Here is a 16181-nt window from a genome sequence, read left to right on the forward strand (position 1 = left end):
GTCCCGGTTGGGTCTGAATGCGAATCGCCAGTTGATTGGACATGGTGCCGGAGGGGACGAAAAGGCAGAACCGCTTACCCAGCATTGCTCCGGCCATGTCTTGAAGCCGATTGACGGTCGGATCTTCACCATAGACGTCATCGCCCACATCGGCGCGGGCCATCGCCTTGCGCATCTCATCGGTCGGTTTGGTGACGGTGTCGCTACGTAGATCGATCATCCTTACGACCTCCCTAGGAGCCTGTCCGACATTGACCGTTCGACTGCAGCAAATGATCTGCAGCCATCTGCGTCGTTCTCGGCCTCGAAAAATCCTCGCTGTATTCCTGCGAATGCACGTCCGGTTTTTCATGGCCTGCGGCCTTGCAGCTCGCCGGATCTCCTTCGCTTCGTTACGAAGGCAATGTCGGACAGGCTCCTAGCCTTCCGCCACGCATTGTAGCAGATCTTCTACTTGCAGGCGACGATACACCTGATACACTGCGGGCCCATGGACGATCCACGATATGCTCGGCTTCAGCGATGGGCTGACTTCCTTGGGGCGAAGCGTGAAGAGCTGGTGCCGTTGACCTGGGCGTTCGTCTATTTTTTCTGCTTGCTGTGCGGGTATTCCATCCTCCGTCCCGTGCGTGACGAAATGGCCATCGAAGGAGGATTGAAGCATCTCCCGTGGATGATGACTGCGACGTTCCTCACCATGCTTGCGGCCACACCGTTATTCGGGTGGCTCTCTGCACATTGCTCACGCTATCGATTGCTGCTGACGGTCTACGGTTTCATTATTGTAAATCTGCTGATCTACTACGCGTTCATGACGAGCCATGCCTATCCCGAGTGGGTGGCCCGCAGCTTTTTCGTATGGCTTTCGGTGATCAACCTGTTCATTGTGTCGGTCTTCTGGAGCTTCATGGCCGACCTCTTCACACCTGAGCAGGGAACGAGACTGTTCGGAGTGATTGCGGCAGGTGGAAGTAGCGGGGCGTTGATCGGCCCCTTGATCACAACGGGGCTCACATTTGTCTTCCCGGTGCCGGTGCTCATGCTCGCCTCGGCGGGATTTCTGTTCCTCTGTCTGGGATGTATCTATCGACTCGAGCGATGGGGACGTGAACAGTCAGCGCATCATCAGCCCCAACCGGGTGACCCGCTTCACGGGAGTTTTCTAGCGGGAGTTCGCTTGACCTTCTCCTCGCCCTATTTGATGGGGATCTGCGGATATCTGGTCTGTCTGACCATGACCGCCACCTTTCTCTATCTTGAGCAGACCCGCCTGGTTTCGGAATATTTTGACCAACCAGAAGCCCGCACCCGTCTCTTTTCCAGCCTGGACTTTACGACTGGCCTGTTGACGTGGTTGACCCAGCTATTCCTCACGCAGCGAGTCATTCGGCGATTCGGTCTGGTCGCGCCCTTGCTGTTTCTGCCGGTGATCAGCGTGGTGGGGTTTTTAGGCATTGCCTTGTGGCCGACTCTTGGACTCTATGTCGTCTTTTCCGTCCTGCGGCGAGTCGGGGAATATGCGCTGTCGAAGCCGGCGCGTGAAGTGTTGTTCACCGTCGTCAGTCGAGAAGAGAAATACAAGGCGAAGAATTTCATCGATACAGCCATCTCTCGCGGCGGCGATGCCTCGACTGGGTGGCTGGTCACGGGTGTGAAGGCGCTCGGAGCCACGACGGCTCAGATCGCTTGGGTGATGGTGCCCTTGATGCTGGTCTGGGCCTGGTTAGCCACGGTGTTGGCTCGGCAAGAAAAACGTCGATCGACAGAATGAAGATCGTGAGAAGAGGGACCCTGGTGTTCATCTATTTGGGCGGAGGAAGTTCCTATGATGTTAGAAAAATGTAATCCTACTCACAATTCTCGATATGGTGCGCGAGATGTGCGTTTACAGAAATGCTGTTTGCGCTGAGCGGTTCAGCACGCCCAGAACAGGCTTCTCGCAGCACGAACGGATGTGGGAGGACGCTGTGTTTAGTCCCGGACCGTCACTGAACCGATCACGTAGGAGCTGGTTCGACCTGCTTTGGCTCCACGGATCCGTACTTCCGAGACATCACGCACATGGTCACGAAGTGTCCAGGTAGCGTTGGCCTGCAGTTCGGGCCAGAACCACCAGGTGCCGTCGCGTTTTCGGAACCAGAGCTGGATTGAGGTATCGGGGAGCACCTGGATCGATTCCAGGTCGAAGTACATAGGCGCACGGGTGTCGGTCGTGCTAAGCCAGATTTTCACCCACTGACTTTGGTCATGGGAGGTCAGGACACGCGGGGTTCGCACCCAATCCACATCGGTGCATTTCCATTCCACGAGTCTGCCGAATCCTCGGCCGAGGCCGTCTCCTGGATCAGGAAGGGTATAGCACTCGATACCTGTTTCCATGCTCAAATGATAATGGGCCGAGCCGATGGTGTCGAGGTTGATGTCGCTGCGCGAACAGTGCTGGCGGTAGGTCCAGCAGTTGGTGTGCTTGGTACTGTCGCAAATCTGCAGTTGTCCATTCGATCCACGGCTGGTTTTGAGAGCCAAGGTCGAGCGGGCCTGTCCGTAGATTTGTCCGAGTGCGGCTTCATCGTCAAAGGTGACCCGACAGGATTGATGAGAGTTTTCGGCTGAACGGGCCTGCACCGCCTTCGGCAATTGGCTTTCCCGCTCTCGTTCCGCAGCTTGTTCAGGAGTGGCCTGTGTTGGTGTCGATAGTGTATGGGCGGACTTCAACTGAGCACAACCCCCCAAAGTCGCTGCCAGGATCAGGCAGAGCGCCAGGTCGCACCCGCGTCTGTTTATCTGTACTCCAGACCGCATTGTTCCTCCTTTATCCGGCCCACTTCACGTGCCTGTGCCGGCTTGTTATTCGTTACCCTTATTGATCGGTGCCGTGCTCGACACATCCGAGCTCGTGTCCGTGGTTTACTGATCGAAAAAACGCGTGTTATAGTCCGCCGATACATCCGTCCGTGTTGTGCTCAAGGAGAGATCGTGATGATAACGACTCAGCTGAACCTGTCTGGATTGGATCATGAGGCCTATGACGATTGACGTTCCTGCCAAATTATACATCGAGAAACTGCTCAAAGATTCACGGCGTCTTGCTCGCGCACTGGCACTCCTTCCCGGCGCGGTCAAGGCGGCTGCCCTCCATGCCATGGCAGAACGCGTGAACTCGGACCACGACACAATTTTAACTGCGAATGCGAAGGATGTCGAGGCAGTTGGGAAGTCTTTTGGGGAGGGGGCTGCGAAGGAGCGAATGAAGGCGGCCGTGGCGCATGTCCGGGTGACGGCCGAGCAGATCCGCGACATGGTCGAGCAACTTCATCAGATTGCCGAGTTGCCGGATCCTGTGGGGCTGGTTGTGTCACGGCAGGAGCGTCCTGACGGCTTACAAGTCTCGCGGGTCAAGGTGCCGATTGGAGTGCTCGGGGTGCTTTCGGAGCGCAGTCCGCTCATCACGGTGGAATCGATTGCGCTGGGGATGAAGTCGGGGAACTTCTGTGTTCTTCGCGGCGCACCAGAATGGCGGCATACGTATCAGGCGATTGACACGGGATTGCGTGAGGCCGCCGTGAAGTGTGGAGTACCGACCGGGGCCTGGGTTCTGATCGATCGGTCGGACAAGGATGTGGCGCTTGAGCTGATGCGAGCGGCAAAAGGGATTGACGCACTCATCGTGCGCGGCGGAGCCGGGTTACGCAAGGCGGTCGCGGAGCAGGCGAAGGTGCCGGTGCTCTGTGATGACGGGGGGCTGACGTATCTGTACGTCGACGATGACACCGATATCCCGATGGCCCAAAATCTGGTAATCAACTCGAAGGTCCAACAACCGGGATCCTCTAACTCGCTGGATACCCTGTTGGTCCAACAGGTCATCGGTCGGCAGTTCCTGCCGCCGTTGATCAATCGGTTGCTCGACCAATTTAAAGTGGAAGTGCATGCTTGTCCGAAGACAGTCGCCCTCATGGGACAGATGGCCATGACAGGCCATACGGCAATTGTCCCTGCAACGGAAGCGGATTGGCAGACTCAGTTTGCCGGACCGACCGTAGCCATTAAGATGGTGGAAGGGTTGGACGAGGCGTTGGCTCACATGGCTGCCCATCGTCCCTGTCTGACGGCGGTGATCGCCACCAATCGGTACGAGTCCGCGATGCGATTCACCAAAGAAGTCGATGCCGGTGCCGTGTTGGTGAATGTGTCGACCAGGCTTCACGCCGGTGACAGTTTCGGAATGGGACGTGACATGGGGTTGAGTGTCGGTAAATTGCACGCGAAGGGCCCGATTGGCCTGGAGCAGCTGACCTGTGAGAAGTATGTGGCATTCGGTTCCGGCCAGCTGCGGTTGCCCCATCCGGTGCCGGAGACGTACTTCGACGCAATCATGCTGAAGAGGCCTTAAGCGCCTGCTGAAAACGTTCCCCAGCTTCGTGCTCAGCTGTTCGAGCCACTCAATGTACCCTCACCGCGTACGCCTCGTGGTCCTCACTCCTTGCGGTCTTGCCGGGAACTGTGTTGAGCAGGTGTGTGCCGAATGGCGAATGATTCTCTGCGACAATTGCTCCGTGAGCATCTGGCCTGGTGGGGACTCCGGCAGTTCACGTCCGATCGCGACTACTTTGCCTGGCAGCAGCGACAGTTTTCCTCTGAAGATCTGAAACAACTTGCGTCACGCGCTGAACGAAAACGTGACGGTGGTCGTTACGATGAGATTGCCTTCTATGACATCGCTGCCCATCCGAAGATCTTTCCGGTGCTGTACAGTCAGCGGTACGACTATTACGAAGCGATTGGCCCGCTGATTGCTGCACATTGCGGTGAGGCGAACGACATCCTCGATTTCGGTTGTGGGTTGGGTATCCTGACTTCCTTTTGTGCGCGACTATGTCCGGAAAAGAATTTTGTGGGGGTTGATCGATCATCCGCTTCTCTCGCCATCGCACAGGAAAAGGCCAATCAGCTCGGATTGCACAACCTCCGATTTGCATGTGTCGATATCGAGGTCGAAGAACTATCAGGCTCGTACGATCTCATTGTGGCGACCCATGCGTTGATGCAGGCTGAGCAAGACCCCGGTCTTCCAAGCCACAGTTGGCAGACCTTTGAACGAGCGCGAGATTCAGTTCAGCAGGCGTCATTCGAACAGCGAACCGGGCTTGGCCGTCGGTTGGACAATATCATGAAGGCCTTGTCCTCAGATGGCCGCATGATGCTGTGTGAAAAAACACGGCAACTGGCTAGACGAGTCCCCTTTCAGCGAGCCCTGGCGGCCAGGGATTTGCAGCTCATCCAACCTCCAACTCCAGTCAGCTATCACTCAGTCGAAGAACTGGTCGGCGACGGGCCATTCTATCGGTTACAGCGCGGAAGTCAGAAGCGGGTTGCCTGGGATGAATTACCGGAAGCAGATGACGGTCGTCCATTTTCTCCTGAAGTGATTACGCCCCCCACTGATCCCGAGCATCCTCTCTATGAGAATCATTGGCCTTCGGCTCAAGCCGCATGGGAGCGGTTAGCTGATCGTGACGTGCTCGCAGACACCACACGCCAGGACCCGGATGGTCGGCAGGTCCATGTCGAGCGCGGAAGGTTTCCAGGGTTTCACTATCTGTACTGCGCGAATACCTTCGACCAACGCCAATTGGTCATTGTGGAGCAGGCTCGCGCCGCGATACTGGAGACGTACTACCAAGAAATTGTGCGTGGGCTCTCTTAGGACAGCGGCTGGTTCGTATTGAGTCGAGTAGATGGGGAAGAATCCTCATCAGCAAATGGGTGATATCTTCATCCCCCTCCCTTATTTCTGGAGCATGCTGTATGTGTCCTACAACTTGTTGCTCCTCTGGTTGACAGAGATGATTGAAGAGGAGTAATGAAGAGTTACTTCGATACACTGGATCAGACGGTGCAGGTTGATATGGTTATGTACACCCTGTGCCGAGGCGTCCAGCAACAGGAGGAGGTGGCGATGGAAGACCTCAGTCCACCGGATCACACAGGCCCGCCGAGTCTTGGGTGGGTGTTTCGCCAGCTCGGTTAGCGGGTTCCTCATCGGCTGTCGCTGTCCCATGTCGGGAAGCCATTGGCTAAGCAAATGAAGCCTGGTGTGGGCCGTCGCTAATACCGTGATGTAAGAGCTGGCGTTCCTTTTTTTCCTCTTGCAACAAACACGTCTCACCCTATTTCTCGCGCGGGTCTTTCTTAGTACGGATAAAAGTTGATGGCGTCCTAAGCGCCGTAGGCGGGCGACTCTTCTCATCAGAAGAAAGAGTCGCCCGTAACTGCTTCGTTGGAACGTGCAGGGGAGAGTAATTTTCCTCATGACAGTTGCAGAGAGTGTGGGGGGTGTTGAAACTACTACAGCATTCCACTTCATGGAATGAATGGGAGGAGTAAACCATGGACAGCACATTGCTCATGTTCGCATCCGTCATGCTTGCCATCTTCGTCGGCGGCCTCTTCGTGTACAAGAAAAGCCAGTAGCAACTGAACGGGGGAGTTTTTCACCCACCTACGCAAGAAGCCACAACTGTACAACTGTGGAGGCATGTGCAGTGGGTGTCCTCCGACCCGTCGGTCATCGCAGCCGGAAATGGCTGCTTCGGCGGGTTCCCCCGAAGACAGAAAAGGGACCACGGCTGTCAAGCCGTGGGGCGCCACTTTCCTGTATGGGAAGTGAGCTGAGGCCACAGCACCGGTAGCGGGCGATAAGCAGTGTCAAACAGCTGGTGGAGGGGATGTCGCTAATGCGCCGGTCCTGGCGGTCCACGGCCGTACAGAGAACGTGCAGATAACACATTGAAGATGAGGCACGGGTGGTTTCGCCCTGCGGCACAAATGAGAAGTGCTCCGGGTCAAGCAAACGAAAAGGATCCGCGGCGGTGCTTATCCGTCGACGTCAGTGACGATACGACGATAACGAGTCAGTGCCACGTACGAGGTGTGATATCAAGGGAGGAAGACACTGCAAGCGTGGTATGGAGCCGGTGAGAAGCAGCGACCGTCCAACCGTCGCTGCTTGGCTCTGACGCCTGCCTCACAACTTCTACAGAGGGGGCCGCCCCCTTTGCAGGCTCGCTACGAAGGGACATATCCCCTTTGGAACACCGTGGGTGGAGGTTCGCTGTGTGTGGAAAGGGTTGGAGCTGGCGAGAGGAATCGAACCTCCAACCTGCGGTTTACAAAACCGCTGCTCTGCCGATTGAGCTACGCCAGCATCCTAATGATTTGAATGAGTTGCAGTTTTACAGACTCTCGGCCTTGGGGTCAAGTGTTCCGAGCCTGTTCTCCTGGCGAACCTCGCTCGGTTAAGACCGAAGCGAAGTTGCCATGCCCTGCTCCCACCGCGCAATCATGTGGTTGCCGACGTCCTCGAACTCCGGGTGATCTTTGATGTAGGGGCGTATTTGCGTGGTGACGGCCTCCATCGCATCCACAACGCGTTGCAGGATCTCACGGATACGGGCTGGAGAGCCGCCTATGCGTGTCTCTCCAAGCCGTTGGAGTTCTTTCGCGGTCGGCCAGTTCGTCGAGCCATTGAGCGTCAAGGCCATACTGTCTTTAGGCAGATAGACCGAGGTAGTCACCAGATCATAGACGGGAGCCAGCCTCGCCTCGCCTTGGATGTCGTCATAGACGATGCCGAAGTTCTTGAGATGCGCATCGCCGTTCCGTATGGCGCAATTGATGACGATGAGGGTGAAGAGCCGTTCCAGGCCTTCGCCAACCTGCGATGAGCTCGCAAACTGGGTGAATCGCTTCATGATCGAGGTTTCGTAACTGCCGCTATATTTCTGATCGGTGCGCTTGGCATTCAGCACACAGAAATCCTCGAAGCCATAATAGGTGCCGTCCGACCGCAAGTCGAAGCGGTCAATGACCAACGCGAGTGCATCCTCAGCAAGCCGACAGGGCGGCACCTCAAGGCCGCACAGTTCGGCCACTTTGAGGCAAAAAAACTCATTCGCCGCGAGTTGAGGGTATTCGTGTTGTTCCCAAAACTTCACAATATGCGTCGCGCCCTGATAGCTCTGCGAGAGCCTGTGGTCTGCCTTGTTGAGTGGCACGGAGGTGCCTTCGTCGCGCACGAGAATTTTGGGCTGCACGCCGCTGATACCGGAGAAGGATGCGAATTTATCGAGCAGGTAACGAAACAGATCCCCACCGCGGCGCTTTTCTAAAATTTCATCGATGGACTGAAAGGGGACGCTTTCCTGAAGTTCTTCTTGTGCGCCGGTATAGCGGATACGTCCGACCTGCGAGCGTCCGACGATGCCAAGCAGGTCGAAGTCATCAAAGGTGCCCGTGGCCTTGGCGAAGGCGAGCCGGAGGCGTTCGCGAAGCACGCCCTCGGGTAAGTTCATCTCAAAAATGGGAAGCAGTCCGAAGGAGGCGTTATACGAGGGTAGGCGAACGGGCATGGTCACGGACACCGCACGGAGAGGCAGCGTGTTCGTGTGATAAGCGAAGGTACTGCCTCTCGCACCGAAGCGATCCAGCAGACCCGCTTCAGCGGCGTCGGTCCAGACCTTGATCATCCTGCTCCTCGCTCATGAGATCGTCGAGCGTGGGGCGGCGCGCACTGGCTTCCTGCAGTTTGAGCTCCAGCCCCAGGGCCGTCAGAATATTGGTGATTTTCGCATAGCCGAGCTCGCCCAGACGCGCGTTCTCCAACGCCTCAAGTGTGGAGCGTGCGACTCGTGCCTTCTTCGCGAGTACAGTCTGACTCCAGCCCAGCGCGTTACGCTTTCTTGCGATTGCTTCTCCTAAGGAGAACAGAGGGAGCATGTGACTAATATACTAGTCATTAATCAATATTTCAAGCTTATATGCATCGTATATTAGGCATTCTGTATTGCCTGAATACGGACCACTCACAGGCTAAACCATGAGTTTGATCAAAATGTTCGAAGGCTGGTATTCAGGTCTCAGATCAAGGTCGGCTGCTGTGAGGCGACCGCGAGAGTCCTGTCGGAACTTCCTCAATCATCTTTTTAAGCAGATGAAGTCTGTCGATAAGTTCGGAAGATTCCAGATCCCTACCACGAGTGGTGGTCTGCTTCTGACACAGCGGACGCCTAGAAAATAGGCAACATGCTGCAAAGGCCATGTGGCGCTCTCACTCATAAGTTCAAATCGACTTGTGCGCAAGGTTCTTCCCTGGAGTATTCAAGCCGACAGTGTGCAGGTCATCGCGAAGAAATTTACAGAGTTCCTCGACCGACTTGTGGGTGAAGAAGGACGCTATTATTTTAACGAGCCTTCTTTTCAGTCTGAGCCGTTGTTCTAGGCAGTTCACGGAACAATTCCGACGCCGGTTCTTCAATTTGTGCTGTCGATAAAAATAAACATATCGAGTCAGTCTGGCAATTCGATTGAGCGATGCCAGCCTATCGATGTCTGTATAAGCATGCCGTGTGCCGAACAGTCTTAATAGGCCGACAAGCCTGTCAAGAAACCTGCTTCTCCTTTCGATCCTTGTCACACTAATTGATATCGCTTGCAATGGGTGCTCCGGGCCATTATTCTAAGCGCGCCACGCATTTCGTATTCCAAATTGTATGAGTACCAATCAAGTCAACGTGCTGGTAGTCGATGACGATGCCGCCGTCCGGGCGATTCTGCAGGAGGTGCTGCTGCAGGAAGGTTATGGCGTGACCATGGCTGAGGACGGCACCACGGCGATCCAAATTGCCAAGGAGTCAGTTGTCCATATCGTCATCACGGATTTGCAGTTGCCTGATATCGATGGGTTGGAGATCATCGATCGTCTGGTCAAGCAGGATGCCAAGATCATCTCCATCATGATGACCGGGTTCGGGACGATTGAAACCGCGGTGCGGGCCATGAAGTCCGGGGCCTTCGATTTCATAACCAAGCCCTTTGATCTTGAGACTGTGGCGGTGGTGGTGCGAAAGGCGGCGGAGTTTTATCGGCTGCGACAGGAAAACCACCTGCTACGGAAGGCCGTCCGGGATCAGTATCGGTTGGAACAGTTGGTCGGAGTCAGTGAGCCGATGCAACAGGTGCTGGAGTTTGTGCAAAAGGTCGCCGACAGCGACAGCACGGTCATGATCCAAGGTGAGAGCGGCACCGGCAAGGAACTGGTCGCCCGCATGCTCCACTTCAACAGTCTGCGACGAGACCGACCGCTCGTTCCGGTGAATTGCGGGGCGATTCCTGAAAATCTACTGGAGTCTGAACTCTTCGGACATGAAAAAGGCGCGTTTACCGGTGCCACCCATTCGCGGATGGGTCGGTTTGAATTGGCGAACGGCGGGACGATTTTTCTCGATGAAATCGGCGAAATGAGTCTTCCCTTACAGGTCAAACTGCTGCGGGTATTGCAGGAGCGGGAATTTGAACGGGTCGGCGGCAATCGCACGATTCATGTGGACGTGCGCATTATCGCGGCGACGAATCAGGATTTAGAGCTGCAGGTGGAGGAACGGCGATTTCGGAAGGATCTCTTCTATCGGCTCAATGTCATTCCCATCCTGATTCCTCCTCTTCGAGAACGGCGAAGTGATATTCCGCTGCTCATTGAGCACTTTCTGACACGTTTCAATCAGAGCAAGCATACGGATGTGTCGGGTTTTTCGTCGGATGCGCTGCAGGTTTTGATCGAGTACGATTGGCCCGGCAACATCCGTGAGTTGGAGAACATGATCGAACGCTTGGTCGTCCTGAAAAAGCAGGGGACCTTGGTTGTGGAGGACTTGCCTCCCAAAATCGGTCGCCGGTCACCGGCGCCTGAATTCAAGGAGCAGTTCATTCGGTTCAACGATGACGGGATCAATCTCTCGAGAGAGGTGGAGCAGTACGAGAAGCATCTCATCATGGAGGCGTTGCGCAAAGCCAACGGCGTCACCTCCAGAGCCGCGCAGTTGCTCCATCTGAATCGAACCACTTTGGTTGAAAAATTGAAACGCAAGGGAGTTGATCCACGCTCCCACGTTGAAACCCTTCCTCTCTGGCCCCGCTCATCCAGTCAAAAGATTGACGACCTTCCGACCTAGGCGACGCCTGCCCTGACGCCATTCGCACAGGTTTTCAACTTCTGGCGCTAACTCCGTTGATTTCATTCGAATTTTTTATTGTAACGAGGGGCATGAGCTTTGCTGATGTCTTCGCGCTGTGGATCTCTGTCGTCTCCCATATGTCCGGGTGATCCTCCAGTTCGTTGTCTGGGCGGTCGTGCCTCCTGTGGCAATCGGGCAAACGCTTCCCTCCGGGAAGAGTGCCGGTCTTCCGGCCAGTGAACGTCCGGCAGCCGTGAAAAACCAAGCCCCGGTCGAACGACTGACACTCTTGTTGCCGGACGACGGTCCACGCTTCGAGGGGCAGTCCACCGGGATCGATGGGTTGGCCTGGCAGGAGGGGCAGTCTGCGTACAAGAAGCAGACCTGGGCGGAGGCGCAACGATTCTTTGCGAAGATTGTCACGGATTATCCTGAAAGCCCGCTTGTGCCGTCGGCGAAGGCGTTCCTCATTGAATTGGCCCTTCGTGAGGACTCCTCAGGCCAAGGTCGTTCTCTGGGAATCCAAGAGTACAAGAAACTCCTGCGAGACCATCCGCAGTCGCTGAATGCTCGGAGAGCAGAGTGGCGGATTGCTGACTTGTATTTTGAGCAAGGATGGTATCAAGAGGCGAAAGTGTTCTATGAGCAAGCCCTGGCTCACAGTGAGGGCCATCAGTTCGATGGTCCGCGGTCGTTGCTTGGTCTGGGCTATGCGTGCATGGCGATGGGAAAGTGGAGCGAGGCCGAGCATGCGTTTTCGAATGTCCGCACACGAACTGAGCATGAGCCGCTGTTGCAAGGGGCTACGCTGGGATTAGCCCATGCCTTGTATCGACAGCAGCGATATGCCGATGCCCAACCCTTCTTCGATCTCGCCTATCGACGATGGCCGCATCTGGTGAAAGCGGATCCTCTTGCGATTCAGCGTTTTGCTGTGACCGAAATCAGGCTTCAACATGAGGCTTCCGCAAGGGAGTTGCTGCTGTTGTTGTACAACCTCTACCCCCGCCATGAGCATACGCCTGCGGCGCTGTTGCAGCTTGCCGAGAGCCTGCGGGCCGGCGCCAACCAGCGACTCGCGGAGTTTGTCTACGCCCTGATTCCGGCGCTCTACCCTTATAGCCTGCCGGCCGCGACCGCCAAGCTCCGCTTGGCCGTTCAGCGGGCTGAGACAGCACAGGCCACGGGAATCGAGTCGCTGGAGCGGACCGTCAGCGCCATGATGCGTGATGTTCCGCAGGCAGCCCAGACTGCCGCATCGTATCGGTCGTTGTTGGAAGACATTGCCGCGCGAGAAGCCGCGAACCCAACCGGGAATGAAGCGCTCTTTTATTTAGCGAAAGAAGCGGAGCAGGCCAATGAGATGAATCAGGGCGTTCGTCTCTACCGAGATATCACCCTGAGGACGGCGAATGGGAATGACCCTTGGGCTGTGAAGGCGGCGGACCGCCTTGTCGCACTGTTGACTCCATGGATTGAAGCGGCCGTCGCATCGCAGGATGATCTGACGGTGGTCAGTTTGTTCCACCGGCATGGGGCTGTGGCCAGGCAACGCTATGCCCGCTTGCCTCTGCTGCTGCAGATCGCTGAAGCACATCGTCGACTGGGGTTTGCTGCGGAAGCCATCAGTCTTTATCAACAGGTGATCAAGATGCACAACGATCCGGCATTGATCGAGCCGGCCTTGATCGGGCTTGGAAAGATTTATCTCGATCAGCGTGATCCCGATGCGGCGCGGAAGGTGCTTGAGCGGTATCGTTTTCAGTATCCGCTGGGTACCTACGAAGGGGAAGTCGTGCTGTTGCTTGTGCAAGCCATGCGGCAGCAGCGAGATATGCAGGGGCTCCTCCACCTGTGTCGGACGTGGCTACTGCGCCATCCCGGTCATCGAGAGCGTCCTGCGATGTATCTCGAGCTGGCCAAGACGTTGGGAGAACTTGAGAAACTTGAAGAGTCGGTGCTCGCCTATGAAGAAGGCTTTAAGGCCGGGGCAGTCGCGTCCCCCAATGCATTGCTGGCCTATGCCGATACGTTATCTCGACTCAATCGACATGAACGGGCGATCGCGGCGTATCAGTCGGTATTGGAGAAGAAACCCAAGGCCCGCCAAGCAGAATGGGCTCGCCTGCAAATGGCTCAGCATTGGACTGCATTGAAACAATACGATCGCGCCACGGTGGCACTGGCGGAACTCGGCCGTGCGGATGATGAGATGGTCAACCGGCTCTCAGCATCGCTCAAGGGGGCTGTGCAGACGGTCAGGAGTTCCGGAAAGGCGGAGGGGCTATGACCAGCATCACGACGAATCCTGAGGAACGGGCGCTCCTGCAGGCAGCGTTTCGGAGTTTCGATGAAGCCGCGCACACGTTACAGCAATCCTATAGCGCTCTTACGGCGCGTGTGGAGGAAATGGATGCGGAACTCGCGCAGAGCAACGATGCGCTCCGTCGGCAGCTTGCCGACAATGAAGCCATGCGCGTGCGGTTGGACGGCATTCTGGAGTCGTTGTCGACGGGGGTGGTGGTGGTGGATGAGTGCGGGATCATCACCCGCAGTAATCGAGCCGCCGAACATCTGCTTGGGGCGGGTGATGTGGGATTGCGAAGCCGTTCCGTTCCGGAGGTGTTAGAGCGCCGGGGTCTTACGGTCTCTGATCGTCCTCAACGCATTGGACAGAGCGTGGTCTCCATCAGCCAAGTTCCGCTCCGAAACGCCTCCGGTGGGGATTCCGGACACCTCGTTCTGCTTCAGGACATCACCCAGGTCTATCAGCTCGAGGAGCAATTGCAGCGCAAGGATCGGCTTGCTGCGATGGGTGAGTTGATCGGTCGGATCGCTCATGAGATCCGGAATCCATTGGGCAGCGTGGAACTCTTTGCGTCTCTGCTGCAACGTGACCTTGAGGAACATCAGCCCACGCAACGGTACGCGCAGCAGATTTCACAGGCCGTTCAGTTGATGGATGGCCTCTTGGCAAACCTGTTGCTGTATATGCGTCCGGTGCATTTGACGCGGGCCTGGCATGAGGCGGAACCGTTACTGAACGAATCCATAGAGTTGGCCGCCCATGCCATCACGAAAGTCCCCGTGGAGATCCACGTAGACATCAGCCAAGAGGTGCCGTTGATCTGGTGTCATGACGGGCAGTTGAAACAAGTCATCGTCAATTTGGTGGTCAACGCGGTACAGGCGATGCCGAATGGGGGGGAGCTGGCCATCAGTCTCTGCCGAGAGCCGCTTCAGACGCTGGGGAGATCTGCCGTGCGATTGACCGTCCGTGACTCCGGAGTCGGCATCGATCCTGCCCATCGTTCGCGCCTGTTCGACCCATTTTTTACGACGAAAGACGAGGGAACCGGCCTAGGGCTCGCCATCGTCCACTCCATTGTGGAGGCTCACCATGGGCGGATTGATGTGGAGAGCACGGTCGGGCAAGGCACGGCCTGTTCAATCATCCTCCCTCATCCCTCGGTCACTGGAGATACGGGCCCCACGTTCAGCCCAGGCTGCGAAGCGGATGATATCGGGGACGCTGAGCGAACGGCGCGCGAGGTCGTCTTCATGGAGGATTCGTCTTATGACTGACCGTGAGAAACACACGCAGACGGCGGAAGCCGGCGAGGAGCAGGAGCGCATTCTGGTCGTCGATGACGATCCGTCGATGCGCATCGCCTTGATGGAAACCATGAGGCGACTCGGTTATGACGTGCAGGGAGCGGCTGACGGAACGGAGGCATTGGAGCGCCTCACCAAGTTTCGTCCCTGGTTGGTGTTGACGGATTTGCGCATGCCGCGCCTCACCGGTCTCGATCTGATCAAGGAGATGAAGGCGCGTGCTCCTCACACGATGATCGTGCTCATGACGGCGTACGGGACGATTGAAACCGCTGTTGAGGCCATGAAGCTGGGGGCCAGCGAGTATCTATTGAAGCCCTTTTCCATGGATGTGCTGGAACGAGCGATCGCCAATCTGAAAGTCGGTCGTGAGGAGGGGATTGGAACTGGGCAGCCTATCCATCAGGTAGAGCACCGAGCGCTGCTCAGTCAGGACCCCGGGATGGTGCGGTTGCTGAGCACGATTGAAGGGGTCGCCTCGAGCCAAGCCACGGTGCTTATTCATGGCGAAAGTGGAACGGGCAAAGAGCTGCTGGCACGGTTCATCCATCTGCGGAGTCCACGGGCCCATCGTCCGTTTATTGCCGTGAACTGTGCCGCGCTTCCCGATGGACTATTGGAGAGTGAACTCTTCGGACATGAGCGAGGTGCGTTTACCGGCGCCGTCATCAGAAAAGTCGGGAAGTTTGAGATGGCTCATACCGGCACGCTGCTCTTGGACGAAATCAGCGAGATGAATCTGGCCCTCCAGGCAAAACTGTTGCGTGTTCTGCAGGAACGTGAGGTCGATCGGATCGGTGGGCGTGACCCGGTTCCAGTCAATATTCGGGTCATCGCGACGACCAATCGTATGCTCTATCGGGAGGTTGAGCAAGGCCGTTTCCGTGAAGATCTCTACTACCGGTTGAACGTCTTTCCCGTGACGGTGCCTCCATTGCGTGAGCGCCTCGCCGATATTCCCTTGCTTGCACGTCATTTTGTGAACCAATCGGCGATGAGAAATGGTGTGCCACCGCCGAGCCTATCGGACGGTGCGATCGCGCACTTGCAGCGGTTGCCGTGGAAAGGAAATGTACGTGAGTTGGAAAACGTGATGGAACGAGCCCTGTTATTGGCCGGTCAGGGGCCCATTTTACCGGGACATTGCCCTCCGGACAGGAGCGAAGAGATGACGATCCCGCTTGTGCGCGCGTCACAACCGGCGAATGGCTCGCTGTGGGAAATGGAACGAGAGCTGATTTTCAAAACCTTGGCGCGTGTGAAAGACAATCGGACCCATGCGGCGAAAGAGTTGGGCATCAGTATTCGCACGCTCCGCAACAAACTTCGGGAATATCGGGAAGGAGAACACTCGGCCTCCAGTTCACTATGAAGGTGGCCAGAATTGCCGATGGGCAAATTTGTTCTAGTCAATCACCGCTCTCGACAGGGTTCTGGAGGTACAGAACTGCTGACGGCAGGAGGTGTGGTCTGGCGGAGCGCTGTTGGGTGAAATCTACGGAAAGAGATAGGCACTCGGGTTGCAAGGACGACGGTGTGGCACATCGAAAGGAG

General features: G+C 56.4%; 13 protein-coding genes and 1 tRNA gene. 9 read left to right on the forward strand and 5 right to left on the reverse strand.

Annotated features, from left to right (window positions below; all coding sequences use genetic code 11):
• Positions 1 to 220 (reverse strand): beta-eliminating lyase-related protein (locus ACYX34_RS15605; protein ID WP_462077499.1); only part of this gene is annotated, 220 nt, incomplete at its 3' end.
• A 270-nt stretch (positions 221 to 490) separates the two neighbouring features.
• On the opposite strand from ACYX34_RS15605, the gene ACYX34_RS15610 reads away from it, so the two are divergent.
• Positions 491 to 1771, forward strand: coding sequence for an NTP/NDP exchange transporter (locus ACYX34_RS15610; RefSeq protein WP_462077500.1), 1281 nt, complete (start codon positions 491 to 493; stop codon positions 1769 to 1771).
• Positions 1772 to 1971: 200 nt separating this feature from the next.
• Here ACYX34_RS15610 and ACYX34_RS15615 read toward each other — a convergent pair whose 3' ends face one another.
• Positions 1972 to 2802 carry a hypothetical protein gene (locus tag ACYX34_RS15615; RefSeq protein WP_462077501.1) on the reverse strand — a complete coding sequence of 277 codons (831 nt, stop codon included), beginning with the start codon at positions 2800 to 2802 and terminating at the stop codon, positions 1972 to 1974.
• A 223-nt stretch (positions 2803 to 3025) separates the two neighbouring features.
• On the opposite strand from ACYX34_RS15615, the gene ACYX34_RS15620 reads away from it, so the two are divergent.
• The 3 genes from ACYX34_RS15620 to ACYX34_RS15630 all read left to right on the forward strand — a co-directional run bounded on the left by ACYX34_RS15620 (position 3026) and on the right by ACYX34_RS15630 (position 6031).
• The gene (locus ACYX34_RS15620; protein WP_462077502.1) at positions 3026 to 4393 is read left to right on the forward strand and encodes a glutamate-5-semialdehyde dehydrogenase; all 1368 of its coding nucleotides are present in this window, start codon (positions 3026 to 3028) and stop codon (positions 4391 to 4393) included.
• Between the two features lie 132 nt (positions 4394 to 4525).
• Entirely contained in the window at positions 4526 to 5707 is a 1182-nt protein-coding gene (locus ACYX34_RS15625; RefSeq protein ID WP_462077503.1) for a class I SAM-dependent methyltransferase, read from the forward strand.
• Positions 5708 to 5863: 156 nt separating this feature from the next.
• A complete protein-coding gene (locus tag ACYX34_RS15630) occupies positions 5864 to 6031 on the forward strand; it encodes a hypothetical protein (RefSeq protein WP_462077504.1) in 168 nt (55 codons plus the stop codon).
• A gap of 1100 nt (positions 6032 to 7131) precedes the next feature.
• On the opposite strand, the gene ACYX34_RS15635 is transcribed toward ACYX34_RS15630, so the two are convergent.
• The 3 genes from ACYX34_RS15635 to ACYX34_RS15645 all read right to left on the reverse strand — a co-directional run bounded on the left by ACYX34_RS15635 (position 7132) and on the right by ACYX34_RS15645 (position 8778).
• A tRNA-Thr gene (locus ACYX34_RS15635) sits at positions 7132 to 7207 on the reverse strand.
• Between the two features lie 91 nt (positions 7208 to 7298).
• Complete coding sequence (locus tag ACYX34_RS15640) at positions 7299 to 8528, reverse strand: type II toxin-antitoxin system HipA family toxin (RefSeq protein WP_462077505.1); 1230 nt, start codon at positions 8526 to 8528, stop codon at positions 7299 to 7301.
• Positions 8500 to 8778, reverse strand: a complete 279-nt coding sequence (locus ACYX34_RS15645; protein ID WP_462077506.1) for a helix-turn-helix domain-containing protein — start codon at positions 8776 to 8778, stop codon at positions 8500 to 8502. Before ACYX34_RS15645 ends, ACYX34_RS15640 begins: the two co-directional genes overlap by 29 nt.
• A 355-nt stretch (positions 8779 to 9133) precedes the next feature.
• On the opposite strand from ACYX34_RS15645, the gene ACYX34_RS15650 reads away from it, so the two are divergent.
• From ACYX34_RS15650 to ACYX34_RS15670, 5 genes are all read left to right on the forward strand, one after another.
• The gene (locus tag ACYX34_RS15650; protein WP_462077507.1) at positions 9134 to 9280 is read left to right on the forward strand and encodes a hypothetical protein; all 147 of its coding nucleotides are present in this window, start codon (positions 9134 to 9136) and stop codon (positions 9278 to 9280) included.
• A 271-nt stretch (positions 9281 to 9551) separates the two neighbouring features.
• Positions 9552 to 11009 carry a sigma-54-dependent transcriptional regulator gene (locus tag ACYX34_RS15655; RefSeq protein ID WP_462077508.1) on the forward strand — a complete coding sequence of 486 codons (1458 nt, stop codon included), beginning with the start codon at positions 9552 to 9554 and terminating at the stop codon, positions 11007 to 11009.
• A gap of 178 nt (positions 11010 to 11187) precedes the next feature.
• Entirely contained in the window at positions 11188 to 13302 is a 2115-nt protein-coding gene (locus tag ACYX34_RS15660) for a tetratricopeptide repeat protein (RefSeq protein ID WP_462077509.1), read from the forward strand.
• A complete protein-coding gene (locus tag ACYX34_RS15665; RefSeq protein WP_462077510.1) occupies positions 13299 to 14597 on the forward strand; it encodes a two-component system sensor histidine kinase NtrB in 1299 nt (432 codons plus the stop codon). Before ACYX34_RS15660 ends, ACYX34_RS15665 begins: the two co-directional genes overlap by 4 nt.
• Positions 14590 to 15999 carry a sigma-54-dependent transcriptional regulator gene (locus ACYX34_RS15670; RefSeq protein WP_462077511.1) on the forward strand — a complete coding sequence of 470 codons (1410 nt, stop codon included), beginning with the start codon at positions 14590 to 14592 and terminating at the stop codon, positions 15997 to 15999. The genes ACYX34_RS15665 and ACYX34_RS15670 overlap by 8 nt, the downstream gene beginning before the upstream one ends.
• The last annotated feature ends 182 nt before the right edge of the window (positions 16000 to 16181 follow it).

It is taken from the genome of Nitrospira sp. CMX1 (genome assembly GCF_054902215.1).

Coding starts and splice junctions, on each gene's coding strand:
- ACYX34_RS15610 (WP_462077500.1), top strand. CDS start 491: ATGGACGATCCACGATATGCTCGGCTTCAGCGATGGGCTGACTTCCTT.
- ACYX34_RS15615 (WP_462077501.1), bottom strand. CDS start 2,802: ATGCGGTCTGGAGTACAGATAAACAGACGCGGGTGCGACCTGGCGCTC.
- ACYX34_RS15620 (WP_462077502.1), top strand. CDS start 3,026: ATGACGATTGACGTTCCTGCCAAATTATACATCGAGAAACTGCTCAAA.
- ACYX34_RS15625 (WP_462077503.1), top strand. CDS start 4,526: ATGGCGAATGATTCTCTGCGACAATTGCTCCGTGAGCATCTGGCCTGG.
- ACYX34_RS15630 (WP_462077504.1), top strand. CDS start 5,864: ATGAAGAGTTACTTCGATACACTGGATCAGACGGTGCAGGTTGATATG.
- ACYX34_RS15640 (WP_462077505.1), bottom strand. CDS start 8,528: ATGATCAAGGTCTGGACCGACGCCGCTGAAGCGGGTCTGCTGGATCGC.
- ACYX34_RS15645 (WP_462077506.1), bottom strand. CDS start 8,778: ATGCTCCCTCTGTTCTCCTTAGGAGAAGCAATCGCAAGAAAGCGTAAC.
- ACYX34_RS15655 (WP_462077508.1), top strand. CDS start 9,552: ATGAGTACCAATCAAGTCAACGTGCTGGTAGTCGATGACGATGCCGCC.
- ACYX34_RS15665 (WP_462077510.1), top strand. CDS start 13,299: ATGACCAGCATCACGACGAATCCTGAGGAACGGGCGCTCCTGCAGGCA.
- ACYX34_RS15670 (WP_462077511.1), top strand. CDS start 14,590: ATGACTGACCGTGAGAAACACACGCAGACGGCGGAAGCCGGCGAGGAG.